Annotated in this window: 35 protein-coding genes; 23 read left to right on the top strand and 12 right to left on the bottom strand. The window is 54.5% G+C overall.

Annotated elements, in window-relative coordinates:
- Positions 1 to 132: 132 nt before the first annotated feature.
- A complete protein-coding gene (locus tag ABJF76_RS16035; protein WP_413820423.1) occupies positions 133 to 483 on the top strand; it encodes a hypothetical protein in 351 nt (116 codons plus the stop codon).
- 27 nt (positions 484 to 510) lie between these two features.
- Here the strand turns inward: ABJF76_RS16035 and ABJF76_RS16040 are convergent, their stop codons facing one another.
- Positions 511 to 1,680 (bottom strand): MalY/PatB family protein, encoded by a 1,170-nt coding sequence (locus tag ABJF76_RS16040; protein WP_413820424.1) that lies wholly within the window; start codon positions 1,678 to 1,680, stop codon positions 511 to 513.
- A gap of 99 nt (positions 1,681 to 1,779) precedes the next feature.
- Between ABJF76_RS16040 and def (ABJF76_RS16045) the strand changes: the two genes are divergently transcribed.
- The 5 genes from def (ABJF76_RS16045) to ABJF76_RS16065 are packed head-to-tail and all read left to right on the top strand — an operon-like array spanning position 1,780 to position 4,458.
- Positions 1,780 to 2,304: a peptide deformylase gene (gene def, locus ABJF76_RS16045; protein ID WP_413820425.1), complete on the top strand. Its 525-nt coding sequence runs from the start codon at positions 1,780 to 1,782 to the stop codon at positions 2,302 to 2,304.
- The gene (gene def / locus ABJF76_RS16050; protein ID WP_413820426.1) at positions 2,301 to 2,801 is read left to right on the top strand and encodes a peptide deformylase; all 501 of its coding nucleotides are present in this window, start codon (positions 2,301 to 2,303) and stop codon (positions 2,799 to 2,801) included. The genes def (ABJF76_RS16045) and def (ABJF76_RS16050) overlap by 4 nt, the downstream gene beginning before the upstream one ends.
- The gene (gene def / locus ABJF76_RS16055) at positions 2,801 to 3,301 is read left to right on the top strand and encodes a peptide deformylase (RefSeq protein WP_413820427.1); all 501 of its coding nucleotides are present in this window, start codon (positions 2,801 to 2,803) and stop codon (positions 3,299 to 3,301) included. The genes def (ABJF76_RS16050) and def (ABJF76_RS16055) overlap by 1 nt, the downstream gene beginning before the upstream one ends.
- A 1-nt stretch (position 3,302) precedes the next feature.
- Positions 3,303 to 4,208 (top strand): methionyl-tRNA formyltransferase, encoded by a 906-nt coding sequence (fmt, locus tag ABJF76_RS16060; protein ID WP_413820428.1) that lies wholly within the window; start codon positions 3,303 to 3,305, stop codon positions 4,206 to 4,208.
- A gap of 10 nt (positions 4,209 to 4,218) precedes the next feature.
- Complete coding sequence (locus tag ABJF76_RS16065; protein WP_413820429.1) at positions 4,219 to 4,458, top strand: hypothetical protein; 240 nt, start codon at positions 4,219 to 4,221, stop codon at positions 4,456 to 4,458.
- 57 nt (positions 4,459 to 4,515) lie between these two features.
- On the opposite strand, the gene ABJF76_RS16070 is transcribed toward ABJF76_RS16065, so the two are convergent.
- The 7 genes from ABJF76_RS16070 to ABJF76_RS16100 all read right to left on the bottom strand — a co-directional run bounded on the left by ABJF76_RS16070 (position 4,516) and on the right by ABJF76_RS16100 (position 8,576).
- Positions 4,516 to 4,821 (bottom strand): hypothetical protein, encoded by a 306-nt coding sequence (locus ABJF76_RS16070; protein WP_413820430.1) that lies wholly within the window; start codon positions 4,819 to 4,821, stop codon positions 4,516 to 4,518.
- Between the two features lie 66 nt (positions 4,822 to 4,887).
- Positions 4,888 to 5,160 (bottom strand): hypothetical protein, encoded by a 273-nt coding sequence (locus tag ABJF76_RS16075; protein WP_413820431.1) that lies wholly within the window; start codon positions 5,158 to 5,160, stop codon positions 4,888 to 4,890.
- Between the two features lie 245 nt (positions 5,161 to 5,405).
- Positions 5,406 to 5,861 (bottom strand): ribonuclease HI, encoded by a 456-nt coding sequence (gene rnhA, locus ABJF76_RS16080; RefSeq protein ID WP_413820432.1) that lies wholly within the window; start codon positions 5,859 to 5,861, stop codon positions 5,406 to 5,408.
- Positions 5,854 to 6,450, bottom strand: a complete 597-nt coding sequence (locus ABJF76_RS16085; protein WP_413820433.1) for a methyltransferase domain-containing protein — start codon at positions 6,448 to 6,450, stop codon at positions 5,854 to 5,856. The genes rnhA and ABJF76_RS16085 overlap by 8 nt, the downstream gene beginning before the upstream one ends.
- Before the next feature lies 1 nt (position 6,451).
- The gene (locus ABJF76_RS16090; protein WP_413820434.1) at positions 6,452 to 6,901 is read right to left on the bottom strand and encodes a DUF3429 domain-containing protein; all 450 of its coding nucleotides are present in this window, start codon (positions 6,899 to 6,901) and stop codon (positions 6,452 to 6,454) included.
- A gap of 72 nt (positions 6,902 to 6,973) precedes the next feature.
- Positions 6,974 to 7,924: a 4-hydroxy-3-methylbut-2-enyl diphosphate reductase gene (ispH, locus tag ABJF76_RS16095; RefSeq protein ID WP_413820435.1), complete on the bottom strand. Its 951-nt coding sequence runs from the start codon at positions 7,922 to 7,924 to the stop codon at positions 6,974 to 6,976.
- A gap of 79 nt (positions 7,925 to 8,003) precedes the next feature.
- A complete protein-coding gene (locus tag ABJF76_RS16100; protein WP_413820436.1) occupies positions 8,004 to 8,576 on the bottom strand; it encodes an NYN domain-containing protein in 573 nt (190 codons plus the stop codon).
- Between the two features lie 96 nt (positions 8,577 to 8,672).
- Between ABJF76_RS16100 and folK the strand changes: the two genes are divergently transcribed.
- From folK to recO, 14 genes are all read left to right on the top strand, one after another.
- Positions 8,673 to 9,284 (top strand): 2-amino-4-hydroxy-6-hydroxymethyldihydropteridine diphosphokinase, encoded by a 612-nt coding sequence (gene folK / locus ABJF76_RS16105; protein ID WP_413820437.1) that lies wholly within the window; start codon positions 8,673 to 8,675, stop codon positions 9,282 to 9,284.
- A gap of 72 nt (positions 9,285 to 9,356) precedes the next feature.
- Positions 9,357 to 9,710 (top strand): DNA-directed RNA polymerase subunit omega, encoded by a 354-nt coding sequence (gene rpoZ / locus ABJF76_RS16110; RefSeq protein WP_413820438.1) that lies wholly within the window; start codon positions 9,357 to 9,359, stop codon positions 9,708 to 9,710.
- A gap of 24 nt (positions 9,711 to 9,734) precedes the next feature.
- Positions 9,735 to 11,876, top strand: a complete 2,142-nt coding sequence (locus tag ABJF76_RS16115) for a RelA/SpoT family protein (RefSeq protein ID WP_413820439.1) — start codon at positions 9,735 to 9,737, stop codon at positions 11,874 to 11,876.
- A gap of 22 nt (positions 11,877 to 11,898) precedes the next feature.
- A complete protein-coding gene (locus tag ABJF76_RS16120; RefSeq protein ID WP_413820440.1) occupies positions 11,899 to 12,558 on the top strand; it encodes a DUF2062 domain-containing protein in 660 nt (219 codons plus the stop codon).
- 190 nt (positions 12,559 to 12,748) lie between these two features.
- Complete coding sequence (locus tag ABJF76_RS16125) at positions 12,749 to 13,510, top strand: pyridoxine 5'-phosphate synthase (RefSeq protein ID WP_413820441.1); 762 nt, start codon at positions 12,749 to 12,751, stop codon at positions 13,508 to 13,510.
- On the top strand, positions 13,507 to 13,821 hold the full coding sequence (locus ABJF76_RS16130) for a Dabb family protein (protein WP_413820442.1): 315 nt from the start codon (positions 13,507 to 13,509) through the stop codon (positions 13,819 to 13,821). Before ABJF76_RS16125 ends, ABJF76_RS16130 begins: the two co-directional genes overlap by 4 nt.
- Positions 13,818 to 14,489 carry a hypothetical protein gene (locus ABJF76_RS16135; RefSeq protein WP_413820443.1) on the top strand — a complete coding sequence of 224 codons (672 nt, stop codon included), beginning with the start codon at positions 13,818 to 13,820 and terminating at the stop codon, positions 14,487 to 14,489. Before ABJF76_RS16130 ends, ABJF76_RS16135 begins: the two co-directional genes overlap by 4 nt.
- A gap of 40 nt (positions 14,490 to 14,529) precedes the next feature.
- Entirely contained in the window at positions 14,530 to 14,946 is a 417-nt protein-coding gene (gene acpS, locus ABJF76_RS16140) for a holo-ACP synthase (protein WP_413820444.1), read from the top strand.
- Between the two features lie 79 nt (positions 14,947 to 15,025).
- Entirely contained in the window at positions 15,026 to 15,850 is an 825-nt protein-coding gene (gene lepB, locus ABJF76_RS16145) for a signal peptidase I (RefSeq protein ID WP_413820445.1), read from the top strand.
- A 2-nt stretch (positions 15,851 to 15,852) separates the two neighbouring features.
- Positions 15,853 to 16,026, top strand: a complete 174-nt coding sequence (locus ABJF76_RS16150) for a hypothetical protein (RefSeq protein WP_413820446.1) — start codon at positions 15,853 to 15,855, stop codon at positions 16,024 to 16,026.
- Positions 16,023 to 16,709 carry a ribonuclease III gene (rnc, locus tag ABJF76_RS16155; protein ID WP_413822615.1) on the top strand — a complete coding sequence of 229 codons (687 nt, stop codon included), beginning with the start codon at positions 16,023 to 16,025 and terminating at the stop codon, positions 16,707 to 16,709. Before ABJF76_RS16150 ends, rnc begins: the two co-directional genes overlap by 4 nt.
- A complete protein-coding gene (era, locus tag ABJF76_RS16160; RefSeq protein ID WP_413820448.1) occupies positions 16,706 to 17,614 on the top strand; it encodes a GTPase Era in 909 nt (302 codons plus the stop codon). The genes rnc and era overlap by 4 nt, the downstream gene beginning before the upstream one ends.
- 51 nt (positions 17,615 to 17,665) lie before the next feature.
- The gene (locus ABJF76_RS16165) at positions 17,666 to 17,995 is read left to right on the top strand and encodes a DUF1491 family protein (RefSeq protein WP_413820492.1); all 330 of its coding nucleotides are present in this window, start codon (positions 17,666 to 17,668) and stop codon (positions 17,993 to 17,995) included.
- A gap of 1 nt (position 17,996) precedes the next feature.
- Complete coding sequence (gene recO, locus ABJF76_RS16170) at positions 17,997 to 18,722, top strand: DNA repair protein RecO (protein WP_413820449.1); 726 nt, start codon at positions 17,997 to 17,999, stop codon at positions 18,720 to 18,722.
- Here the strand turns inward: recO and ABJF76_RS16175 are convergent.
- Together ABJF76_RS16175 and ABJF76_RS16180 are read right to left on the bottom strand one after the other, a co-directional pair.
- A complete protein-coding gene (locus ABJF76_RS16175; RefSeq protein ID WP_413820450.1) occupies positions 18,706 to 19,095 on the bottom strand; it encodes an META domain-containing protein in 390 nt (129 codons plus the stop codon). The genes recO and ABJF76_RS16175 overlap by 17 nt on opposite strands.
- Positions 19,092 to 19,616 carry a TetR/AcrR family transcriptional regulator gene (locus ABJF76_RS16180; protein ID WP_413820451.1) on the bottom strand — a complete coding sequence of 175 codons (525 nt, stop codon included), beginning with the start codon at positions 19,614 to 19,616 and terminating at the stop codon, positions 19,092 to 19,094. The genes ABJF76_RS16175 and ABJF76_RS16180 overlap by 4 nt, the downstream gene beginning before the upstream one ends.
- A 159-nt stretch (positions 19,617 to 19,775) precedes the next feature.
- Here ABJF76_RS16180 and ABJF76_RS16185 point away from each other — a divergent pair, with 159 nt between their 5' ends.
- Positions 19,776 to 20,369, top strand: coding sequence for a hypothetical protein (locus tag ABJF76_RS16185; protein WP_413820452.1), 594 nt, complete (start codon positions 19,776 to 19,778; stop codon positions 20,367 to 20,369).
- Positions 20,370 to 20,494: 125 nt separating this feature from the next.
- Here ABJF76_RS16185 and ABJF76_RS16190 read toward each other — a convergent pair whose 3' ends face one another.
- Together ABJF76_RS16190 and ABJF76_RS16195 are read right to left on the bottom strand one after the other, a co-directional pair.
- On the bottom strand, positions 20,495 to 22,180 hold the full coding sequence (locus ABJF76_RS16190; protein WP_413820453.1) for an acyl-CoA dehydrogenase family protein: 1,686 nt from the start codon (positions 22,178 to 22,180) through the stop codon (positions 20,495 to 20,497).
- 509 nt (positions 22,181 to 22,689) lie between these two features.
- Positions 22,690 to 23,049: a helix-turn-helix domain-containing protein gene (locus ABJF76_RS16195; RefSeq protein WP_413820454.1), complete on the bottom strand. Its 360-nt coding sequence runs from the start codon at positions 23,047 to 23,049 to the stop codon at positions 22,690 to 22,692.
- Positions 23,050 to 23,204: 155 nt separating this feature from the next.
- Between ABJF76_RS16195 and ABJF76_RS16200 the strand changes: the two genes are divergently transcribed.
- Together ABJF76_RS16200 and ABJF76_RS16205 are read left to right on the top strand one after the other, a co-directional pair.
- Positions 23,205 to 24,146: a helix-turn-helix domain-containing protein gene (locus ABJF76_RS16200; RefSeq protein ID WP_413820455.1), complete on the top strand. Its 942-nt coding sequence runs from the start codon at positions 23,205 to 23,207 to the stop codon at positions 24,144 to 24,146.
- Positions 24,147 to 24,347: 201 nt separating this feature from the next.
- Positions 24,348 to 25,064, top strand: a complete 717-nt coding sequence (locus ABJF76_RS16205) for a hypothetical protein (protein ID WP_413820456.1) — start codon at positions 24,348 to 24,350, stop codon at positions 25,062 to 25,064.
- Positions 25,065 to 25,071: the final 7 nt, after the last annotated feature.

The raw sequence follows: 25,071 nt of genomic DNA on the forward strand, positions 1-25,071 counted from the left end.
CATAAGAAGAGGCATGTTAAAGCCGCATCATCGCTGGGCAGGATAGGTTTTCCGGAATTTACTGGCCAGAATTCACTGGAAAGTAACGAAAATAGCGTCATCCTAAGCCGTGGAGAAACAGGAGCGATTGCTATGACGACCTTCGTACCGAAAGAGGTGCAAGCCGGCCTTGATAAAGCGCGCAAAAAGGCGCTGAAAACCGCGTCTCGGTTGCGTTTGTCAGTGGATGGAAAAACCTATCCTGTCTTGCGCATGTGGAAAACGGGGTTTGCTGTTGATGTTAAAATCGCCCCAACTTTGCGTGGTTATGTCGATTTGTATGACGGGTCGATCCATTTGTCTCAGTGCTTGATCGTCGCCTCCGAAAAGGACGGCGACGAAGTGAAGTTCGAATTCAAGCGCCTGACAGCAGTGTCGACCGCCCCAGCAATTGATTTTGAACGGCGGATTGATAGTCCTGCCGCCTTGATCGCCGCACACTAATGGCTCCATCGCTTTGGACCGACGATGTTACTGTAGATCACCGAAAGCTGCGGCCAGACGTTCTGTCGCTTCGATTATCCGTGCGCGTGGTGTTGCAATGTTAAAGCGTAACCAACTGTCACCGCCCTTGCCGAATGTCGGGCCATGATTGACGGCGATGCAGGCGTCTTTTTCAACGCGCTGTGTGAACTCTTCGCGCGTCATGCCGGTGTCTTCAAAGTTGACCCAACTTAGGTAAGTCGCGTCCAGCGGCATGGATTTTAAACCGGGAATGGCGTTGATGGCCGTGTCAAAAAGTTGTCGGTTGCCATCTAGATAACCAACCAGTTCATCGACCCAAGTGGCCCCTTCGGGGGAATAGGCGGCTGTTGCCATAAACAAACCGAACGAATTTGGTGACAATCCCAATGCCATCATCCGCGCTGCAAACTTTGCGCGCAGGTCAGGGTCGGCAATGATAACGTTGCCCGCGTGTGATCCGGCGATGTTAAAGGTCTTGGTCGTCGCGGTCATCATCACAAGACGATCCTCGATCCCCTCGATTGCGGTCATTGGGATGTGGGTGTGTCCGGGCATGACAAGGTCATGATGGATTTCGTCGGACACAATGATCAACTCGTGGCGTTTGGCAAAGGCCGCGACGGCCTGCAATTCCGCACGTGACCAGACGCGCCCCCCCGGATTGTGCGGAGAGCAAAGGATCACCATCCGTTCAGACCCATCCATTTGGGCGTCGTAGGCGTCGAAATCCATTTCGTATCGCCCATTGTCTTGCGTCATTTCGCATTCCACCACGCGCCGCCCGTTTGCTTTGATGACCTTGGCAAAGGCGTGATACACAGGTGTGAACACAACCACGCCATCACCGGGTTTGGTAAACGTGTCGACACACAGCGCAGTCCCGTTGACCAATCCGTGCGTGGTAAAAATATGATCTGCTTCAAGCGACCAGCCGTGGCGCGTCTGCATCCACCACTGAATCGCGGCGCGATAGGCACTATCATCGCCAAAATAGCCCATAACGCCGTGATCAACCTGTGCCTGTACGGCATCAAGCACCACTTGCGGCGGTCGAAAATCCATGTCGGCAACCCACATCGCCAAACCCTTGTCTTGGGGCACGTCATAGAGTTTTTCCATCATGTCCCATTTCAAGCAGTGGGTGTCGCGGCGGTCGATGATGTCGTCAAAACTCATGGGGTCACTCCTTGGACGTATTTGTCGTCACGCTAGCAATGCCGCGCATAAGCGCAAGGGGACATTGCGGGTCTGGCTTTGTTGTCCTACATCGGAAACATGAAACGACCGATTATTTTACACCCCGACCCGCGCTTGAAAAAGCTATCCGAAGCTGTTGTGGATTTGTCCGACGACATGCGTCGCCTGGCTGACGATATGCTTGAAACGATGTATGCCGCACCCGGTATTGGGTTGGCTGCGCCGCAGGTGGGGTTGTTGCACCGCTTGATCGTGCTGGATTGCGTCAAAAAAGATGATGAAAAATCGCGCCCTTTGATCATGTTCAATCCTGAAATCGTGGCCTCGTCGGACGAGATCAATGTTTATGAGGAAGGGTGCCTGTCGATCCCAGAACAATTCGCTGACGTCACCCGCCCTGCCGAAGTGCAAGTGCGCTGGATGGACCGCGACGGAAATGAACAATCGGAGGGCATGGACGGCCTTTGGGCCACATGCGTTCAACACGAGATCGACCATCTCGATGGGAAACTGTTCATCGACTATCTAAAGCCTCTGAAACGTCAGATGATCACTCGCAAGATGGTCAAGATGAAGCGTGAAATCGCCCGCGAAAGTTCATGAGCACGCGCACGATCCTGACATGGCCGGATGCGCGGTTGAATTTGGTGTGTGAACCCGTGTCTGAGATCACCGACGATATTCAGGTGCTGGCCGCGGACATGTTGGAAACGATGTACGAGGCACCGGGTCGGGGGCTGGCCGCACCTCAGGTGGGGGCGATGCTGCGTATTTTTGTGATGGATGCTACGTGGAAAGAAGGCACAGCCGATCCGATGATTTGCATTAACCCAAAGATCACTTCGCGCAGTGATACGATATCAACCGGTCCCGAAGGCTGCCTTTCGATTCCTGGCGTCGAGGCTGAAGTCAGTCGCCCTGAAAGCGTTCACATGGTGTGGACCGACTTGTCTGGCACAATGCGCGAGGCTGATTTGACAGGCTTTTCTGCTTTGTGCGCCCAACACGAACTGGATCATTTGGATGGCATCGTGACCCTTGATCGGGTGGATGCGACGCAGCGCGCAGACATCCTTGCGACCTACAATGGGCAATCCTGATGGCCGTCCGTCCTATATTGCGTTGGCCCGACAAACGTTTGCGTTCGCCTGCGGCCCCTGTTGATGAGATCACCGATGATATCCGCGCCATTTGGGCTGATATGGTCGACACGATGGATGCGATGCCGGGGCAGGGCGTGGGCCTTGCCGCGCCGCAGATTGGCGTGATGCTGCGCCTTGCGGTTGTGGATATCACCCCGGACCGCACGCGCCGTATCTTACTGGCCAATCCCGAGGTTCTATCGCAAAACGCCGACACTGAAGCAGGCACCGAAGCAAGCCCCTGTCTGCCCGGTGTACATTCCGACATCACGCGGCCGACGGCCGTTGCTGTGCGGTTCTTGAACGACAAAGGTGTCATCGACCGGCGCGATTTCACGGACCTTGAAGCGCGTTCGGTCTTGCACCAAATCGACCATTTGGCAGGGCGGATGTATTTTGACAATTTGGGGCGGGTGAAGCGCGACATGCTGCTGCGCCGCGCCCGGAAGGTAACGTAAGATGCGCATCGTTTTTATGGGCACGCCCGACTTTTCGGTCTCGGCTTTGCATGCGCTGCACGCTGCGGGGCACGAAATTGTTTGTGCGTATTCCCAACCTCCCCGTCCGGCGGGACGGGGCAAAAAGGATCGACCCAGCCCGGTTCAAGCTTACGCTGAACGGCTTGGCATTCCGGTGCGCCACCCGGTTTCACTGCGCAACACCGAGGCGCAGGCAGAGTTCGCAGCGCTTGGCGCAGACATAGCCGTGGTTGTCGCCTATGGGTTGATCCTGCCGCAAGCGATATTGGATGCACCGAAGTTGGGGTGTCTCAATATCCACGCCAGTCTGTTGCCGCGTTGGCGGGGGGCCGCGCCGATCCATCGCGCAATCATGGCGGGGGACGCGGACACAGGTGTGTGCATCATGCAGATGGAGGCGGGGCTGGATACAGGCCCCGTTTTGTCGCGCGCTGCCACACCGATTGGGCAGGATGAGACAACCGATCAATTGCATGACCGTCTTGCCGCGATCGGCGCCGAATTGATTGTCGGCACGCTTGAGAAATTGCCAAGCTTGACGCCAAAGACCCAACCGCAAGAGGGTGTGACCTACGCCCACAAGATCGACAAAGCTGAGGCGGCGATTGATTGGACACGGCCCGCCATCGACATTGACCGCCAAATTCGCGGCTTGTCCCCCTTTCCGGGCGCATGGTTCGAAACGGATGGCGTGCGGGTCAAAGTGCTTGGATCGCAGCTTGCTGATGGTCAAGGGATGCCTGGCGAAGTGTTGGACGATGCGCTTACTGTGGCCTGCCAAAATGGCGCCGTCCGGCTGATGCGCTTGCAACGGGCAGGCAAAGGCGCGCAAGATGCGGATGTGTTTTTGCGCGGTAATCCAATGCCACGCGGTACCCAACTGTAAAGGATTACCCATGTTTCCCACGTTAATCGGCACTGTCGTCATCGCAGGAATCGTTGGCTATCTGGCCGAAAAGTCAGGGTTCACCCAAAATGGAATTTTGCCGTCGATTATCATCTGCATCGGCGGCGCGTTTTTGTTCTTTTTTGTGCGGCTCATGTTTGGGTTCGGTTTTGGCAGCTCTGGTTTGAATGCTATCGTGTCTTCAATCGGGGCGCTGATCATTGTTCCAACGCACTGGCGCAAACGATAAACGGCTCTGGGTTTCCCCAAAGCCGCGTACCGTGTGAAAAAAGGTCGGGGCTGCGTTTTAGAACAGCTTTTTGTATAGCTTTTTCTTGACCAAGCTATGTTTGGACACGTGCTTTTTCTTTTTGAACTTGCTGTGACCGTGGAACTTCTTTGAGTGGTGGAACTTTTTGTACTTGAAGGATTTGTGCTTCTTGAATTTGAAGTTGGCATTAATCACTTCGAAGTCGCCATCAACAACTTGCGCATTTTCTGCACCAGTGCTGATCCAAGCGGTGCTTGCGCTGGCTGGAACAATGCTGGTCAGTGTCACGGCGGCGGCCATAGCTGCGATCAAAAGCGGGGTTTTTGTTGCCTTGAAGTTCATCGTTTTTCTCCTGTGCAAAGTCGTTCGTCTTGGGATGAGGTTTTTAAAAGTGCGAAGCGGTGTGTCTTAAAACAGTCTGCTAAGCACTTTTTTCCTGCTGAAAGAATACTTGGGTTCGTATGTCTTCTTCTTGGCGAAGGACCGCTTGGGCGCGCCCTTCTGTTTGCCAAGCGTGTCGAAGGTGCCGGTGGCTGCGAAACCGCGGTCAACCAGTTGGACGTTTGTGGCGTTTGTGCCCGTTTCAAGCGTCGCTGCGTTGGCCTGTGTCAAAGAAGTCAATGTGACGGCTGCGGCGATGGCTGCGATCAGAAGCGGTGTTTTGCTGGCTTCGAATTTCATTTTCTTTCTCCTCTGCGTTGTTGTTCGTCTTGGGATAAAGATAGCAGAGAGAGGCTGTAACAATAAGGGACCGTTCGGTCACAAGAAGTCATGGAAATGAACGGTGTGCGTGATCGAAAACAGGGTCGTTTTATTTTATATTATTTAGTATCAATGTATTAGTATGGTAAAATTCTGTAACATTTGTAGTTTTCACAAGGGGAATCCACCCCTTGCAGCAGTGTTTCAGGCGTTGTGACCCCGCGTCATTTGCCTTTGAAGGGGGCCATTCCGGCCCGTGCCAATTCATCGGCGTGTTCATTTTCGGCGTGACCGGCATGCCCTTTGACCCATTTCCACGTCACCGTGTGGCGCGCCTGCGCCTCATCGAGTCGTTTCCACAGTTCGACATTGGCTACTGGCTTTTTGGCTGCGTTCTTCCAGCCATTGCGTTTCCAGCCATGTATCCAGCTGGTGATCCCGTTTTTGACGTAGTTGCTGTCTGTGACAACAGTGATGGTGCTGACGCGGTCAAGTGCCTCAAGGGCCGAGATGGCCGCCATCAATTCCATCTTGTTATTGGTGGTCAGCGCTTCGCCGCCCTTCAATTCACGTTGTTTGATGATTTTACCACCTTCGGATGCACGCAACAATGCGCCCCATCCGCCTGGGCCGGGATTGCCTGAACATGCGCCGTCTGTATATGCGAACAACTCAGCCACGGGCAGTGCCCTGCAAAACGATGAAGCGCGCCATTTCGCCACTCAGTCCTTTGTCTTCGCCTGTGTGCGTGTAATCCACCTCAAATCCCTTCTGGTTTAACAACGCCAACAGCGCCTCCTGCGTCATATAAGAATAAAGCCGCCCTATCCTGTCACGTTTTTCACCGGTGCCGACTTTGGTGCCAAAGTGCAAAAGCCCGCCGGGTTTCAAAGCCCGTGCAATGGCGGTGAAGTGGTCAGGCCAATCCGCCAGCGGTGTATGTAGCATCGAGAAGTTGCACCAAATGCCATCATAGGCCGCGATTTCGGTGAGGTCGCTGTAGACAGCTTGGCGCGCGGTGACGCCTTGGTACTGTTCGGCCATTGCGATCATTTCCAACACAGGGTCCCAAGCGTGCGCGTCCATACCTGCCGCGGCCATCGCCCCTGCTGCAAAGCCGGGACCAGAACCCAAATCAAGCACGCGCGCCCCAGCGGGTAGTTTGGAAATGAAGCGTAACAGGTGCGGGCTTGCGGTCTCTGCGTTTGTCAATTTGGCATAGTCTGCTGCTTTTGCTGCATAGACAGACAGGGTTTCAGCATCGCTCATATCATATCACCGTCAAGGTTAGGCAGGCCACAACGATGGCCGTAAGAAGGGTGCGCAGCGTCATCCACCACGCAGGGGTTAGGCCCCAGCGGCTAAAGGCGAAATCCAGTAGCAACACGCCGAGAAAGCCAAAGATCAAATTAACCCCGGCGCTTGATGGGCCACCGCCTGACATAAAGAATGCCCAAAGCGCGGGAAGGACAGCCAAGGTATAGCCTGCCGTGGCCTGTGCGCCAGTCGCCTTGGTGGCAAACCCCCACAGCACACCGGACATGAATGACAAAATGATCGACCCATAAAACAGCTGCACGTAAGGCCCGATAAAGCGCGGCCCCATATATTGCAGGCCAAGTGCGGCCAGATCGTCGATCCAAACCGTCGCGGCCCCCCAAAAAAAGGGGATCAGACCAAAAAGGCCAAGGATCAAGGGCGCGCGGGGGATTTTGTTCATGCTAAATTGTTCAGTACGGGTTGGCCAAAGTCTGCGATGTCGAAGGTTTCGGCTGGAAAGGTAAGGGCGGTTTTAGGCGGTTTCACGCAGCACACGCGGCACTTTGAATTCGACGTTTTCGATCGCGGTTTCAACCATCTCGATGGACATGTCAAAGCGCGCGCCGAATGCGTCGATCACTTCGTTGATCAATACTTCGGGCGCTGACGCACCAGCAGTGATCCCGACAGAGGTGATCCCTTCAAGGCTGCGCCAATCGATATCGGCGGCGCGTTGCACCAATTGCGAATAGCGACACCCTGCGCGCGCGCCCACTTCGACAAGGCGGCGTGAGTTCGAAGAGTTTGGCGCACCGACGACCAACATGGCGTCGCATTTGGGTGCCATGGCTTTCACCGCTTCTTGTCGGTTGGTCGTGGCATAGCAGATGTCTTCTTTGTGTGGGCCGACGATTGACGGAAAGCGCGCATTTAACGCCAACACAATGTCTGCGGTGTCATCGACCGAAAGCGTGGTCTGCGTGACAAAGGCAAGGCGGCCGGGATCGCGGACCTGAACACGGGCCACGTCTTCGACGGTTTCGACAAGCAGGACATCGCCCTCGGGCAGTTGACCCATCGTGCCAACGGTTTCGGGATGGCCTGCATGGCCAATCATAATCATCTGCAAACCAGCATCGGCGTGGCGTTGCGCTTCGATGTGGACTTTGGACACCAATGGGCACGTCGCATCGACAAAGACCATTTTGCGCGCTTGGGCTGCTTCGGGCACTGATTTCGGTACACCGTGGGCGGAAAAGATGACGGGGCGATCGTCGGGGCATTCGGATAATTCCTCGACAAAGATGGCGCCTTTGTCACGCAGCCCATCAACCACAAATTTGTTGTGGACGATTTCATGGCGCACATAGACGGGCGCACCCCATTTTTCGATGGCCATCTCGACGATTTTTATCGCGCGATCGACGCCCGCACAAAACCCGCGAGGGGCAGCCAGATAAAGGGTCAGGGGGGGATTGGGCATGTGGTGTCTCCGGGGCGTATCACGTGTCCCAGAGGTAAGGGGTTCGGCGGGCCGGGTCCAGCCCGCCGAGGATCGCTGTTCAGCCTTCGGCTTGCATGCGTTCAGTTTGTTCCGGCGTTAACTCGCGCGGCGGACGTCCGATTACGTCCTTTAACTCATCAAGTTCAATAAAGTTGTCGGCCTGACGGCGCAAATCGTCCGAAATCATAGGCGGTTGACTGCGGATGGTAGATACCACCGACACCCGAACACCCTGACGTTGCAGGCTTTCAAGCAACGGTCGGAAATCACCGTCACCGGAGAATAGCACGATGTGGTCAACCCGTGAGGCCAACTCCATCGCATCCACCGCCAGTTCGATGTCCATGTTGCCTTTGACTTTACGCCGACCCATGCTGTCGGTGTATTCCTTGGCCGGTTTCGTGACCATGGTGAAGCCATTGTAATTCAGCCAGTCCACAAGAGGGCGGATGGGCGAATATTCGTCGTTCTCAAGCAAAGCTGTATAGTAGAATGCTCGAAGTAATTTGCCACGCCGCATGAATTCTTGGCGTAGCAACTTGTAGTCGATGTCGAACCCAAGCGCCTTAGCGGCGGCATAAAGGTTTGATCCATCTATGAACAGCGCAAGCCGTTCGTCTTTATAAAACATAAAAGGTCCTTCCGAAAATTCGGTAACCGCCTTAGGTATTTGTTGAGTGAGTAAATCTCGGTCAAGGCGATGATCTGAAAATAGGCGATTTAAAATATGCCGCAAGACACAGATGCACTAAATTGGGGGGGAAAACCGCCCATAGGCACATCACAATTGCTAGTTGCCCTAGGGTCAAACATGATTTCAGAGGTTGGAACGCCAATTGAGGCACTTCAACAAGCTGTGATCGGGCTCGAGCGTGCGGGTGCAGTGATTCGCGCCCAAAGCCCATTTTACACCACGCCTGCCATGCCGGTCGGTATCGGTGCTGACTTTGTGAACGCTGCGCTGATGATTGAAGTAAGCTGGGCGCTGGGCGAAACGCTGATGCGTATGCACGAGATCGAAGCACAGATGGGGCGCCGCCGCGTTAGCCGGTGGGGAGAACGGGTTGTGGATATCGACCTGTTGGCTGCCGACGATAAAATTCTGCCGAATATGGCCACTTTGCGTACGTGGATGGACCTTGCGCCGGAAAAACAACGCGAGTCGACGCCTGAACAATTGATTCTCCCCCATCCACGCATGCACGAACGGGCCTTTGTTTTGGTGCCCTTGGCAGATGTCGCCCCTGACTGGGTGCATCCCGTGACCCGTCGCACTGTCGTTGAAATGCGCGATGGTTTGCCGCCCTCTGATCTTGAAGCGATTTCACCCCTACAATAGCGCCTTGTCATTCTGCGCAATCGCCCCTACATACACGCCTTCTAATTATGATTGCTGATCTGGAGCACACACATGGCCCGCGTGACTGTTGAAGACTGCGTTGACAAGGTTCCAAACCGTTTCGAATTGGTCATGTTGGCCGCGCACCGCGCCCGCGAAATCTCGGCCGGTTCGGCGGTGACTGTGGATCGTGACAACGACAAGAACCCTGTTGTTTCCTTGCGCGAAATCGCGGACGAAACGCAAAGCGCGGACGAACTGCGCGAGCGCCTGATCGAAAGCAACCAGAACCAGATCGAAGTTGACGAAGCCGAAGATGACGCCATGGCGCTTCTTATGGGTGCCGAGAATGACAAGCCCGAAGAAGACAGCATGTCCGAAGAAATGCTTTTGCGTCAACTTATGGCCGCTCAAGGCCAGGGTTAACCCTTTACTTCAGGTTCGGACCACATGATCTCTGACGACGATCTAATCGAACTGGTCCGCAACTATAATCCAAAAACGAACGAAGCGCTGATCCGCGCCGCCTATGAATTTGGCGGCCGGATGCACGACGGGCAGTTCCGGCACTCGGGCGAACCTTATTTCACCCACCCCGTTGCGGTTGCCGCAATTCTGACCGAGCAGCAGCTGGATGATGCAACCATCATCACCGCCCTGTTGCACGACACAATCGAAGACACCAAGGCCAACTATTCTATCGTCGCCGAAGAATTCGGCGAAGAAGTGGCCAAGTTGGTGGATGGCGTCACGAAGCTGACCAACCTGCAATTGTCGTCGGTCGAAACCAAACAAGCCGAAAACTTTCGCAAGCTGTTCATGGCGATGTCCAAGGACATGCGCGTTATCTTGGTCAAACTGAGTGATCGGTTGCACAATATGCGCACCATCCGGTCGATGCGCCCCGACAAGCAGGAGCAAAAGGCCCGCGAAACCATGGATATCTTTGCGCCGCTGGCCGGGCGCATGGGGATGCAATGGATGCGTGAAGAACTGGAAGACCTAGCTTTCAAGGTGCTAAACCCCGATGCGCGGTCTTCCATTATTCGCCGTTTCATTTCCATGCAGCGCGAAACTGGCGACGTGATCCAAAGCATTACGGGTGACATGCGGCTTGAGATGGAAAAGGTGGATATCGAGGCCGATGTGTTCGGCCGTGCGAAAAAACCTTATGCAATCTGGCGCAAGATGCAGGAAAAGGGCCAATCTTTTTCGCGCCTGTCTGACATTTATGGGTTCAGAATCATCACTCAGTCAGACGAAGATTGTTACCGCACTCTTGGCGCGATCCACCAACGCTGGCGCGCGGTGCCTGGGCGGTTCAAGGACTATATCAGCCAACCCAAAAGCAACGGGTACCGTTCGATCCACACCACTGTATCGGGCCGCGACGGCAAGCGCGTCGAGGTCCAAATCAGAACGCATCAGATGCACGATGTGGCCGAAACTGGTGTGGCGGCGCATTGGTCCTATCGCGATGGGGTGCGCAGCCAAAACCCGTTTGCGGTTGATCCGGCCAAGTGGATTGCACAACTGACGGAACAATTTGACGGCGAGGACGATCACGAAGATTTCCTCGAAGCCGTTAAACTTGAGATGTATTCCGATCAGGTTTTTTGTTTCACACCCAAAGGTGAGGTGGTCAAACTCCCGCGCGGGGCGACACCTATCGATTTTGCCTATGCCATCCACACTCGTATAGGCAACGCATGTGTTGGCGCTAAGGTCGATGGAATGCGCGTGCCTTTGTGGACGCGGGTCAGGAATGGTCAATCGGTTGAAATCATCACCGCCGAAGGACAGACCCCACAAACCACATGGTTGGAAATTGCGACCACCGGCAAGGCCAAGACGGCGATCCGGCGGTCCTTGCGCGAAGCAGACCGTGAACGTTTCATTACATTGGGGCGCGAATTGGCCCGATCTGCCTTTGCGCATGTGAACAAGAAGGCGACGGACAAAGCGCTAGAAACTGCGGCTAAACAATTACGCGTCGGCAGCGCCGACGAAGTACTGGCCCGGCTTGGGTCCGCCGAACTGACAGGGCGCGACGTGGTTCAGGCGATTTATCCCGACTTGCAGGCAAAGCCGGGCAAAGTTGTGGATGCGCGCCGTGCGGTTATTGGCTTGTTGCCGGGGCAAAAATTTCAACGCGCCACGTGTTGCGAACCGCTACCCGGTGAACGCATTGTTGGCATCACGTTCCGGGGCGAAGGTGTGGTTGTGCATGCCATCGATTGCGAACAATTGGCAGATTACGAAAGCCAACTCGACCGCTGGCTGGACCTGCGATGGCATGACGGCAGTCATGCCGCGGTTTACGGTGCGACTTTGGATGTCACGATCGGCAATGATGCAGGTGTGTTAGGGCGAATTTGCACATTGATTGGCGAAGGTAAGGCCAATATCTCTGACCTTGTGTTCAAAGATCGCAAACCAGATTTTTATCGTCTGCTGGTTTACGTAGAACTGCGAGACGCACAGCATCTTCATACGTTGATGAGTGCGCTTGCAGCAGAAAGTGATGTTGCGTCAGTCGCGCGCTATCGTCGGTCTGTGTCCGAAACGGACACGTCGGCGACAGCGTCTTAGACCGCATAAGGAAGGCAAAACATTGGTGTTCAAGCGCCGCGACCCAAAACCATTGTTACGTGCGGCGTTTGAGTTTCTCTGGCCGCGCGGAGGATGGGCGCGCGCGTTTCACTATATAAAACATAGGGTTCGCCGCCTGCCAGATACACCTGAAAAGATTGCGCGCGGCATTTGGGCGGGTGTTTTTACGACCTTCACCCCATTTTACGGCATCCATTTTGTATTTGCGGCGTTCTTTGCCACCATCATGCGCGGCAACATTTTGGCGGCACTTATGGCGACGTTCTTTGGCAATCCGCTGACATATGTGCCTATCGGTCTTGTGTCGCTCCAGACGGGTCACCGTTTGTTGGGGTCCGAAATGCAAGAGGGCACCGAACGTTCATTTGGCGGTAAATTTATCGATGCCAGCGGTGATCTTTGGCTCAACCTCAAGCATATGGTGTTGGGCGAGCCACAGGATTGGACCGGGCTAAGTGTCTTTTATCGCGAGATTTTCTTTCCCTACTTGATCGGCGGAGTCATTCCGGGCGTTATCGTCGCCACGATTTGCTATTACCTGTCGGTTCCACTGATCCGCGCCTATCAAAAACGGCGAAAGGGCGCGATCAAGGCCAAATTCGAAGCGATCAAGGCCAAGGCTGCGGCAAAAGCCATTGACCGAAAGAAGAAATCGGACTGACGCTGTTTGTTGCAGCTACTTTCGATCAAAGTCCCAGATGACCACGGGTTTCTTTGCCATGAGAGTAAACAATTTTCCTGAAACGCTATGACGCGCGCCTGATTGGTACAATTTAACTGGGTGTCCTGCATTTTCAGATGGGTCTGCGCGTACTAGGTTGATCCGCAACAAAGGAACGAAGGAATAAGCCATGATCGCACCTGTCGGCAACCTGCGCCTTGGCGTGAACATCGACCATGTGGCAACCGTGCGAAACGCACGCGGCGGCGAAACGCCGGACCCTTTGCGAGCGGCGCAAATTGCGCAGGCGGCGGGGGCGGATGGTATCACGGCGCACTTGCGCGAAGACCGCCGGCATATATCTGATGCAGACATCGAAGGGTTGATGGACGTTTTGACCGTCCCGCTTAATTTTGAAATGGCTGCGACGGATGAAATGCAAGCGATCGCACTGCGCCATCAACCGCACGCCGTCTGCATCGTCCCCGAAAAACGCGAAGAACGCACGACCGAAGGTGGTCTTGAGGTCGCCCGTGAGGAAAACCGACTGGCCCATTTCATTGCCCCGCTTAGGGATGCAGGGTGCCGTGTGTCGATCTTTATCGCCGCCGACATTCGGCAGATCGAGGCCGCGCATCGCATTGGCGCGCAGGTGATCGAGTTGCATTCTGGCGCGTATTGCGACGCCCATCACGAGGGGCGTTTTGACGACCGTGACCGTGAATTGACGGCCTTGCGAGAGATGGCGACATTCGCCCACGGCCTTGGCCTTGAAGTCCATGTGGGTCACGGGTTGACCTATGAAACCGTCGCCCCTGTTGCCGCTTTTCCTGAAGTTGTCGAATTGAACATTGGTCATTTCCTGATAGGCGAAGCGATCTTTTTGGGGTTAGAACCCGCGATCCGCGAAATGCGCCGCTTGATGGACGACGCACGGACGCCCCTTTTATGATTCGCCACTGTGTGATGCTGCGTCTTTTGCCGGATACGGATAGGGATGTTCTTGATCCGATCATGCGTGAGCTAGCTGCGTTGGTGGAAAAACTTGACGGGTGCGGTAACTTTTGTGCTGGTCCCAACCTAGACTTCGAAAACAAGTCGCCGGACGTCCCTTTTTGTTTTACCTTTGATGCGGCGGACACAGCTACTTTGTCTCGGTATGCCGCGCATCCCGAGCACGTGGCGCTTGGCGCGCGCTTGGTCGCGCTTTGTGAGGGAGGGCGCGCGGGCATCGTCGTCTATGACTTGGAGTGTGCGCTTTGAAGCGGTTTGTTTTACTGGTCGCTTTGTCGGTGGCACCGGGCGTTGCCATCGCTTGCCCAACGGCTGCGGATCTTGAGGATGGAATCGTCATCACCACAGGTGCAAAGGCAGCGCCCCAAACCCACATCGTGCGGCGTGTTTCGGGGGATCTTGTCTGGCATTCGCAATCGTCGGCGATTTTTCCAGACGCTTGGAGCAGCTATTCCCATGGTGGATTGTTCAGTTTGTTCACCCATCGCGCCAGCGGAACGGGTCAGAAAGTAACACGTTATGACGTGGCCCTGCCACCAATGGACGGTGTCGACCCTGGTACTGCTTTCACGGCACTTACCACTTGGGGTGATCCTGATGGCGAAAAACAATGGAGTGGGAATTTGACATATGAGGTGTCCGAAAACCCTGCAATATCAATTGGCGACTGCAAATACGACGCGATCCGATTGTCGATCAGAGGCGACATAACCTATCCTGATAAAGCGACAAAATTATATAGGCGGAACGAAATCTACATCCCGGAACTTGCGTTCAGGGTTGGTGTCACAGCCCCCAACAATATAGAAACGGTGGGGTGGTTTTCTGATGTGCTCAAGGACAGCGCGATGATCAAACAATCCAAAACTATGCCAGTTCTCGCCGAGGTCCTGAACACATACGGAGTGGGCGAGTGATGGAGCGCTTTTTGCTTTCTAACCTTTCGGAGCACCGGCTATGATTTTGGGAATTGGTACTGATCTTGCCAACATTGAACGTATAGCGGGCACTCTTGAACGCTTTGGTGATCGCTTTCGCAATCGCGTTTTCACCGACGTCGAACAATCCAAAGCCGAACGGCGTGCAGACACACCGGGAACCTACGCCAAACGTTGGGCTGCCAAAGAAGCGTGTTCAAAAGCGTTGGGCACTGGCTTGCGCATGGGGATTTCGTGGAAGGATATGGCCGTTAGTAACATGTCCACGGGTCAACCTGTCATGCATGTTACGGGTTGGGCAGCTGAACGGTTGGCCGGCATGACGCCCGAAGGTCATGAGGCCATTATCCATGTCACTCTGACGGACGACCATCCGTGGGCGCAGGCCTTTGTCGTGATCGAAGCGCGACCCATAATAGCGACAAATGCGCCGTAACCTCTGCCCCGCTTGCCTTGACAGTCCAGCAGTGCACCCGCATGAAGCCTTCAAATCGTGACACGAGCAGGAGCGCCCAATGGCCGCCAAAGATAAACCAGAAAACGGTGTGGTCGAGACCATCAAGACCATCGTCTATGCGCTTTTGATCGCAGGGGTGTTCCGGACTTTGTTCTTTCAACCGTTTTGGATCCCGTCAGGATCGATGAAGGAAACCTTGCTGATCGGGGATTTCTTGTTCGTGAACAAGATGGCCTATGGCTATTCTTACGCGTCGTGCCCATCGATCCCGGTCGTTGGTTTGGACGCGAAAAAGTTGTGTGGTTTTCTGGACGGTGACAACACGCGCATTTTGGCAGGCGAACCCGAACGTGGTGACGTTGTTGTTTTCCGTCATCCGGTGTCCGGCGCGGATTTCATCAAACGGGTGATTGGATTGCCCGGCGATACAGTGCAAGTCACGGATGGGGGTCTGATTTTGAATGGCACCCCCGTCCCGCAAGAACCTGCTGGAAAGTTTGTCGAGACCTTTGAGCCGCAGGGGCCACAAGGTTTGACACCTCGTTGCGAAAGCGGCGCTGTTGGACAGGGTGGCGAATGCACAAAATCCCGCTTTGTTGAGACCTTTCCCGGTGGTTCCACCCATGTGGTTCTGAACGTGGGCACGCAATCCTCTGACAACACGTCGGTGTTCCGTGTGCCGGAAGGCGAATACTTCTTTATGGGAGACAACCGCGATAATTCGTCTGACAGTCGTTTGGCGCAATTGGCTGGTGGCGTTGGGTTCGTGCCTTACGAAAACCTGATCGGTCGTGCGGATCGTATCGTGTTCTCTTCGGCCGGGCGCTCGATGCTGTTTTTCTGGACGTGGCGCGCGGATCGGTTCTTTAAGGGGATCAAGTAACCTTGACGCGCGAACGCCCTTTCTTGCTTGCAAGACGTGCAGGAACGTTTGACTGGATGGATCGGATTGCGGACGGTGTCGGGGTTGAACCCTTCGAAAACGCTGGTGCTGTTATGTACATGTCTAAGGTCAAAATGGCTGAACGGTCGCGCCGTTTTGCGAAGGTGTCGCTATGAAACTGGGCGCGGATCTTGCGGCCTTTGAGGTGCGTATCGGGCATAAATTCACCCAGCCCGAACTGTTGATCGAAGCGGTCACGCATGCCTCTATGTCGTCGGCCACACGCAGCGACAACCAACGGCTTGAGTTTCTTGGCGACCGCGTGCTTGGCCTTGTGATGGCCGAGGCACTTTTGGCTGCTGATGTTGATGCCCCCGAGGGCACGCTGGCGCCACGGTTCAATGCATTGGTGCGCAAGGAAACATGTGCAGATGTCGCGCGTGACATTGGGCTGGGGGATGTGCTGCGGCTGGGGCGGTCCGAAATGATGTCTGGCGGGCGGCGCAAGCTGGCGCTGCTGGGCGATGCGGTCGAAGCGGTGATCGCCGCTGTTTATCTGGACGCTGGTTTTGACGTAGCGCGCGCGCTGATCGTCCGCCTTTGGGGCACGCGCATTGGGCGGGTCGAAGAAGATGCGCGTGATGCCAAGACCGCTTTACAAGAATGGGCGCAGGCCCGCGGCCTTGCCCCACCTGCCTATATCGAAACGGCGCGCACCGGTCCTGACCACGCGCCCGAGTTCACAATCGAGGCCAAACTTGATACCGGAGAAGTGGCACGCGCCACGACCCGTTCGAAACGCGAGGCACAACAGGCCGCCGCCAAGGCGCTGCTGACCCAATTGGAGCAAGACACATGAACACCCGCGCCGGTTTCGTTGCACTGATCGGAGAGCCCAATGCGGGCAAATCCACTCTTTTGAACCGCATGGTCGGGGCCAAGGTCAGCATCGTCACGCATAAGGTCCAAACCACCCGCGCCCGCATCCGAGGTGTTGCGATGGAGGGTGAGTCTCAGATCGTTTTTGTCGATACGCCGGGCCTGTTCCAACCCCGTCGCCGGCTCGACCGCGCCATGGTCGCCGCCGCGTGGGGTGGGGCTGCGGATGCAGATGTGGTTGTGTTGATGATCGAAGCGCATCGGGGTCTGAGTGAGGGCGTGACGCGCATTCTTGAAGGGCTGGCCGACATTGGCAAAGGACGCACCATTGCGCTTGCGATCAACAAGATCGACCGAGTTGAAGCGCCGGTGTTGTTGGGATTGGCAGAAAAGCTGAACGCGGAATATGATTTTGCCGAGACGTTTATGATCTCTGCTGAGAAGGGGCACGGCGTTGATACTTTGAAAGAGTGGCTTGCAGAACAAGTGCCTGCAGGCCCGTGGTTGTATCCCGAAGATCAGATCGCTGATTTGCCGATGCGTATGATCGCCGCCGAAATGACCCGCGAAAAACTGACTTTGCGTTTGCATCAGGAGTTGCCTTACCAATTGACGGTAGAGACCGAGAATTGGGAAGAACGCAAAGATGGTTCGGCGCGCGTGGATCAAATCATCTATGTCAGCCGTGATGGGCACAAAGGCATTGTGCTGGGCAACAAAGGCGAGACGATCAAGTCCGTCAGCCAAGCCTCACGCGTTGAGTTGACCGAGTTTTTGGGTCGCAAGGTCCATCTGTTCTTGCAGGTTAAAGTGCGCGAGAAATGGCAAGAAGAGGCCGAACGTTATTCCGAGATGGGGCTGAACTTCAAAGATGGAAATGTTTGAGAATTTGGCTGATCGCCCCTACGGGGTGAGTATTTGTGGAACAATGAAGCTATGGCGCGTCTGACCTCAAGATTCTGGGTGGATGCGTATTTGGCGCGGCTGCGGTTTGCGGACATTCCTGGTTTTGTTGTGGCTCATGGCGATGACACAGGTGGCGCTGTTCTAATCAAGTTGAATACGTTGGATGGGCGTGCTGCCCTTTTTCAGCGTTCGTTTGATTTGATGGCTGATACGCGGGTTTGGGCGGAATTGGCTGGCGGGGATGAACCTGACGTTGATGCTGCGATCACCCGTCAACGCGGGTTTGATCCGGACATTTGGGTGATCGAGGTGGAAGACCGGCAGGGCCGTCATCTGCTGGATCAGGATGGTTTGGCCTGACATGGATTGGCGCGGCACTGGCATATTGCTCAGCGTGCGCCGCCACGGTGAATCAAGCGCCATTATTGATGTATTCACTGAAGATCGCGGCCGTCATGCAGGCATTGTGCGCGGTGGCACCAGCCGTAAGGTTGCGCCTATCCTGCAACCCGGTGCACAATTAGATGTCGCTTGGCGCGCCCGCCTTGAGGACCACATTGGTACATTTGCTGTGGAGCCTGTGCGCAGCCGAGCAGCCCTTGTGATGAACGACCGATTGGCTTTGGCGGGATTGAACGCAGTTACTGGGTTATTGAGTTTCTGTCTGCCCGATCGCGAGGCGCATGGCGCGCTTTATCGCCGTACCGAGCAGCTTTTGGACCTTTTGGGGCAGAACGAGATTTGGCCGCTCGCGTATCTTCGATGGGAGGTGGCCTTGCTTGAGGACATGGGGTTCGGGCTTGATCTGAGCGCCTGTGCCGTCACGGGAGGGGCCGAGGACCTTGCCTTTGTGTCACCTAAGTCGGGGCGCGCAGTGTCGAGGGCAGGGGCTGGGAAATGGGCAACGCGGTTGCTGCCATTGCCACCTGTCTTGCTTGGGCAGGGAGAGGCGCAAGACCCAGAGGTCGCGCGGGCGTTTGTGACGACGGGCTATTTTTTGAATAACCACCTTGCCCCTGATTTGGGGCATCGCCCCTTGCCAGATGCACGGATGCGTTTCGTTGACGCGTTCATTCGGACGCTGTGAATACCATTTCGCCGCCCTCGTCATTGGCCATGGCAAGCTGATCATTGTCGAAAATGGCGCGCGACATTGATGAAAGGGCTTCGAAGAATGCCGTTTCTTCGGCCAATTCGGGGCAGGCCGCCTTGGACGCCAGAATTGGTCCGGCTTCAAACCAAGGATAGGGGAGGCTGCTGGCGCTGGAAAAGCTGTTGCAGGGGGCTTGCCCTGAAAAATTCCCGCCTTCGGTAAACGTGATGTTTGCGCGCGCATTAAAAGGCGCTCCATTAAGCGAATTTAGCTGCCAAGTCACGTCCACAGGGCCGTAAGCTGCAACAGTCTCGTCCTGTTGGCAGCCAGACACGATGGCCAGCAAAGCAATGGTCGCGCGGATCATTTCAGTGCCATGACCAGATCAACAAGGGCTGCAAAGGCGACCAATGCGTCTCCGTCATCGTTGCGCATCTGCTTTAGGCCAACGAGGGTGCCGTAGGCCGCCAGTGCGAAATCTTCGTTGAGCACGCCGATGTCAATCATCAGGCCGGTTAGGTGTTTCAAACGAGCGGCATCTACAGTTGCGATGGCCTTTGCAACGGATGAGTCCGCTTGGGCCCAAGCACGCAAGGCTGGGCCAGCTGTGTCATTCTGCACGCTTTGGCCAAAGCGGATCATTTTGTCGGTGTCAGATCCATCCAGCATTGCATCATCGCCAAGTTGCGCCAAAGCGCGGTCTTGCCATTGTGCAAGCAGGGCGGCTTGAAACGCGGGCACGTCTTTGAAGTGCCAGTAAAACGACCCCTTAGACGTTTTGAGATGGCGCGAAAGAGGTTCTGCCCGCAAGGCCAGCGGCCCAGAGAGCGTAAGTTGCGCAAGACCGGCGTCAATCCACGCCGCTGGTGAAAGAGGTGCTTTAGCCATACGATTTGGATACGCACTAGTATGTTGTGGTGCAACACAAAGCATCATTGCCACAGGTTTTGGGCGCTTTGTCGCACAACTGCTACGTTTTTATGCCTATGTTGTGGGCGTCCGTGTGGAATGCTTGGGATGGGTTGCGGTATATTTGATGGGGGAGCCATGCTGAAGCGGCGATTTTCTTTGACGACAATAGACGTGCTTGCCTTGCTTGCCGGGCTTGTCGTGCTGGCTGGTCTGAATCTCTGGCAATTGGTTGGCTCGGATGGGCAAGGACCTGCGGCGGTAAGTGTGATCCGCCCCCCTCAAGCACAACGAATGTCAGATGAGATGCAGTTGCGGTATGATCGCTGGGCCAAAGGGACGCGCGGTGTGTCCGTTTTTGCGCGGGGCGAGACTGCCTTTGGTTGGACGAAAGATTTCTTGGATGAGGACACCGCAAAAGCCGACGCGATGGCGTGGTGCGCGAATGAGGGCCAAGATTGTCGCGTCGTTGAAGTCCGCAATGAACTGAGCGTCGTGCAAGGTTTGGATATGCCTGTGACGGAACGCATATCGGCCATGTTTGTTCGTTTTCAGATGACCCCCGGCCCGGTTGCTTTTGCGGTTTCAGGCAACGGTGCTCATGCGGCTCAAAAAGGCGAAACTGCGGAGCAAGCAAAGGTTAATGCGTTGGCCGCGTGCATGAAGGTGGCCGTGAAAGACCGCGAGGCATTTTTACCGCCGCTTTCGTGTCGTATCGTTGCACAGCGTTAGGGTGCCAATCCGGATCAAACGGCTTTTCCAACAACCTGCAACATCGATGCAACCATTGCGTGGTTCACCAATTGTTGGCGGTGAGCCGTGTCCAAGCCATTTTCTGATATCAGAAAATGCGGCGCTTAGCTGAGCAACCTGCGCGCAATCACTTGGGCCTGAATCTCGGCTGCACCTTCAAAGATATTGAGAATGCGGGCGTCGCACAGGACACGCGAAATCTTGTACTCGAGTGCAAACCCGTTCCCTCCATGAATTTGTAATCCATTGTCCGCCGCAGTCCATGCCACACGCGCGCCGAGCAATTTGGCCATCCCTGCTTCTACATCGCAGCGCCGTCCTTCGTCTTTTTCGAAAGCTGAAAAATAGGCGAGCTGACGTGCAATCATAATCTCGACTGCCATCATTGCCAGTTTGTTGGCGACGCGAGGGAATGCGATCAGTGCTTTTCCAAATTGTTTGCGATCTTGGGCGTATTGCATCGAAATATCGAGCGCTGACTGTGCCACGCCGATCGCGCGTGCAGCGGTCTGAATACGAGCAGATTCGAACGTCTCCATCAGTTGTTTGAAGCCCTTGCCTTCTTCGCCACCCAACAGGTTTTCACCTTTTACCGCGAAGCCGTCAAAAGCCAGTTCGTACTCCTTCATTCCGCGATATCCCAAGACCTCTATTTCGCCCCCTGTCATGCCGTCGGTAGGAAAGGGAATGGCGTCATCGCCCGGTGTCTTTTCGGCCAGAAACATCGACAGACCTTTATAATCCGTTGTGGACGGGTCTGTGCGGGCCAGCAATGTCATGACATGGGTTCGCGCGGCGTGGGTGATCCACGTCTTGTTCCCAGTAATCTGGTAATCTTCGCCCACTTTGACCGCCCGGGTGCGCAATGACCCAAGGTCTGACCCAGTGTTTGGTTCGGTGAATACAGCTGTTGGCAGCGTTTCGGCGCTGGCAATCCGCGGCAGCCATTTCGCTTTTTGTTCGTCTGTCCCTCCGGCAATGATGAGTTCGGCTGCGATTTCGCTGCGTGTGCCGAGCGAGCCGACTCCGATATATCCGCGCGACAACTCTTCGCTGACCACGCACATCGACGCTTTGGAAAGCCCAAAACCGCCGTATTCTTCGGGAATCGTCAACCCAAAGACGCCCATTTCAGCAAGGTCTTCGATGATCTGCATCGGGATAAGTTCGTCATTCAGGTGCCAATCGTGCGCGAAGGGTTCGACGTTTTCGATGGCATAGCGGCGAAATTGCTCACGGATCATTTCTAATTCGTCATCAAGACCCGAAGAACCAACTGTGATGTCAGCATTGCGTTCCTGCATCAATTCTACCAACCGCACCCGGGCGGCTTGGGTATTTCCACCTTGCGTCAAGGCGATGACGGCGGGTTCCATCATTCCGCGCATTTCATCTTGGGTCAGGCCCATGTCCTGTAGTCGCAGGATTTCGCCTTGGTTCATCTGGAGGCCACCGTAGATCTGCCAAAGGTATTCACCAAAAGCGATCTGTAGAATCAGCGCCTCAACCTCGCCAAATTTGGCCTGAGCGTTTAGTTCGCTGGCCCATTTGTGCATCTGCCTTAACGATTGCGCATAGGTCGCAAGCCAGGCCAAGCCGTGCGCTGCAGTTTGATGTTGTTCTACAAGGGCAGCTGACACACGCCCATCTACACTCAATTCTGAGCGCAGCTTTGTCCGTGCAATTTCCATGATTGTCTCAACTGGGGCATTCGCGGCACCCGTCAGTGTAAGCAAATCGTCCAGAAGAACTGGTTTCGCATTGCTTAGTCCCTGTCCATCATGTGCCATCGAACTTTCCCTTGCTTCGGTCTCGGCACCTGCCTAGCTATTCTGCAAGTGCAGCGCAATAAATATTCGTTTTGGTGTAATATATTGTTTTAATGTTTCGTGTATGATTTTGTCGTGTGATCTGAAAGCATACCGTGAACGGGAATGCTATGACTTGCAGTTCTTGCCGATATGGGTGGCTTACTTGCCCAAGCAAGTCGACTGGGCATTGTTTAATGCTGGATGTGTGCAATTGCCGAGACGGTTCATCGGCATTTGCGAACCACGATCAGCATAAAGACGATCGTGTTGAATCTGGGAAAAAGCAAAGAGACCTGTGCGGCACATGGCCTGCGCAGTAGCGCCATGAGGGCGTACTTTAGATCGATGCCGTCGCGCCCATGAGATCGGGCGCAAAGGTCTTATGAGCAGACCAAACAAAAGGCTACTGAATTAGCAACGCCAACTGTGCCTTTGATCGCCGGTTTTTAATTTGATCCGGCGATCAGTCTTGTCGATATAACATCGCCTTAGGAGGCGCGGCGTGCAACGGTCAGACCGGAAACATCTTCAATGAACGTTACGATCCGAGACTTGATTTTATCGTCTTCGATCGCGGCAAGCGCGTTGACGATGTCAAGGCCACTGTCGTTATGAACGGACACATCCGCCTCGTCGATGCCTTCAAAGAAATACGATGTGGGCACGTCTAAAATGCGTGACAGTTCAAACAGACGGCTGGCAGCAACACGGTTCGATCCAATTTCGTATTTTTGAATCTGTTGAAAAGACAGACTTAGTTTTTTGGCAACATCAGTTTGCGACATGCGGCGCAATGTTCTGATTTGCTTGAGCCGTTTTCCAACATGGACGTCTACGGGGTGCGACATGAACTCGATACCTCTGGTTGTTTCAACTTAAGTGATCGTCGATCCCAACCCACGGTTCAATTGGCTAGATGTGTTCGATTTGTACACGTAAATGTTGCATTGATGTATTATCATTTTACCTTCATAGTATTGCCAGTAATACATTAAGGCGCGCCGTGACAAATATATTGCCCAACCTTCCTGATGTGAATCAACCGCTATTGTTTGAAATGATGCGGTCTTTCACAACGTTGGCGCGCACCTTGAATCTATCGCATGCTGTGACTGAACTGAACAGTACACGCCAAACCGTTCGGCGCCATATTTCCCAACTCGAAGTCTTGCGAGGTAAGCCGTTATTTTACGTCAGCGATCGGCGATATGAGCTTACAGATGAAGGCCATGCCGCACTGCCTGAAGCGGAGGCATTGTTGACGCGTTCTCGTGCATGGTCTCGCGGGGAAATGGGGTCTTATGGCGCTTTGCAATACCTGCAAACTGGACGAGGGGATTGGGTATTCTACCAGCAGCAACAGGCTATGGGCAGTATTTGGAAGGATGAATCGGTTTTGCTGCGCGAAACCTATCGCGCATGGATGATGGCGTCGGGTGAAATTGAAAACCAGAATTTGGCACATGTGCGTGCCCATCTTTTGGTTTTTCGTCATGCGGAAAACGGTTGGATATGCGTCGAATTCGGAGAACGATCCGCATACGTGAAGTGGTTTGGCCACGACTATGCGCGATCAAGCGTTGGCAGACCAATCGCGCGTTTGCCTGCCGGTGAAGAGCTTGGTCAAATGTTGGACCAGTCCTTTGTCGATATTGAAACGGCACAAACAGCGCGATTGGACCATGTTTATACCCGCATGCCGCTGCCCCATGGTGAAAAACAGGTCACTATGGTCTATCAACGCCTTATGATGGCCGGATTTTTTCCGGACGGGTCTCCGGCGGTGATGACTTTGGTTGTGCCGACGTCGAATGTAAATATCGCTGGTTTGGATGCTGAAATGCGCAAGTCCATAACAGATATCATACCTTCCGACTTTGATCCGAAAGACGCGTTTTTCGAACAAGTTGCAAAACGTGGTCCACGCGAAGATTTGAACCTTTAACAAGGTTAAGCCGCATGGGTGTTGGCGACTGTTTGGGGCAACTTGCGGACCAGCGTTGTCGCGAAAGGCATTAATTTTAGCAGTTTGCATGTGTAGTGGGATGGTGCGCATGACAGGAATACTACTCATGCGAGAGTAATTTACGGGTAATTGCCATAAATTTATCTTAACTTTGCTTTAACAAGGCAAAGGAGATGATTCATGACAATGCAATTTTCCGCAAATGCGGCCCCGTTTATTGCGACCAGCCGCAATATCCTGTTCTCGCAAGGGATCGATATCACAATCGGTAGTGATTTTGATGAATACAGCGAGATCGTTGCCGAAGAACGGCCAATGCAGAAATTAGGTGATCCTTTTGACCCTACGCTGCACGGGCTGAACAAAAGTAACGCGTTTTGGATGATTGGCCGTAGCGAAGATGGCACCTTGATACACACTCAGGCAGCCAAACGCATTCGTTTGTCAGGACGCCCGTTGAGTAGCTATTTGATGCGCCAGTTTCGTGCTTTTCCACCCCCACTACCCGGTGTGGATTTGAATTTGTCGCGGTTTCGCGCAACGCCTGGAACGCACCGCATTGAGGGGACAGCGGCCTATCACGGTGAATTCTGGGTTGCGCCAGAACGTGGCAAGTACCGCGGTGTTGGCCTTGCGTCTGTTTTTGGGCGAACAGGGATGCTTGAGATGATGAACCGCTGGGATCCGGATTGGATCTATGGGTTTATTTTAAATGTCGTCGCATACAAAGGCTTTGGCGCGCGTATCGGGTATCTGCACCTTGAACCCAGTGTGTTGAAGTGGATCGTCGACGGGCGCGACGATCCGATTGATACATTTTTAGCCTATAACAGCCGCGAGGATCTGGAATACCTTTTGGATATTCCACTGAACGAAGCGACGTCAGAAGCCGCATAAGTCACGC

Source organism: Tateyamaria sp., assembly GCF_039940735.1.
Taxonomy (GTDB): Bacteria; Pseudomonadota; Alphaproteobacteria; order Rhodobacterales; family Rhodobacteraceae; genus Tateyamaria.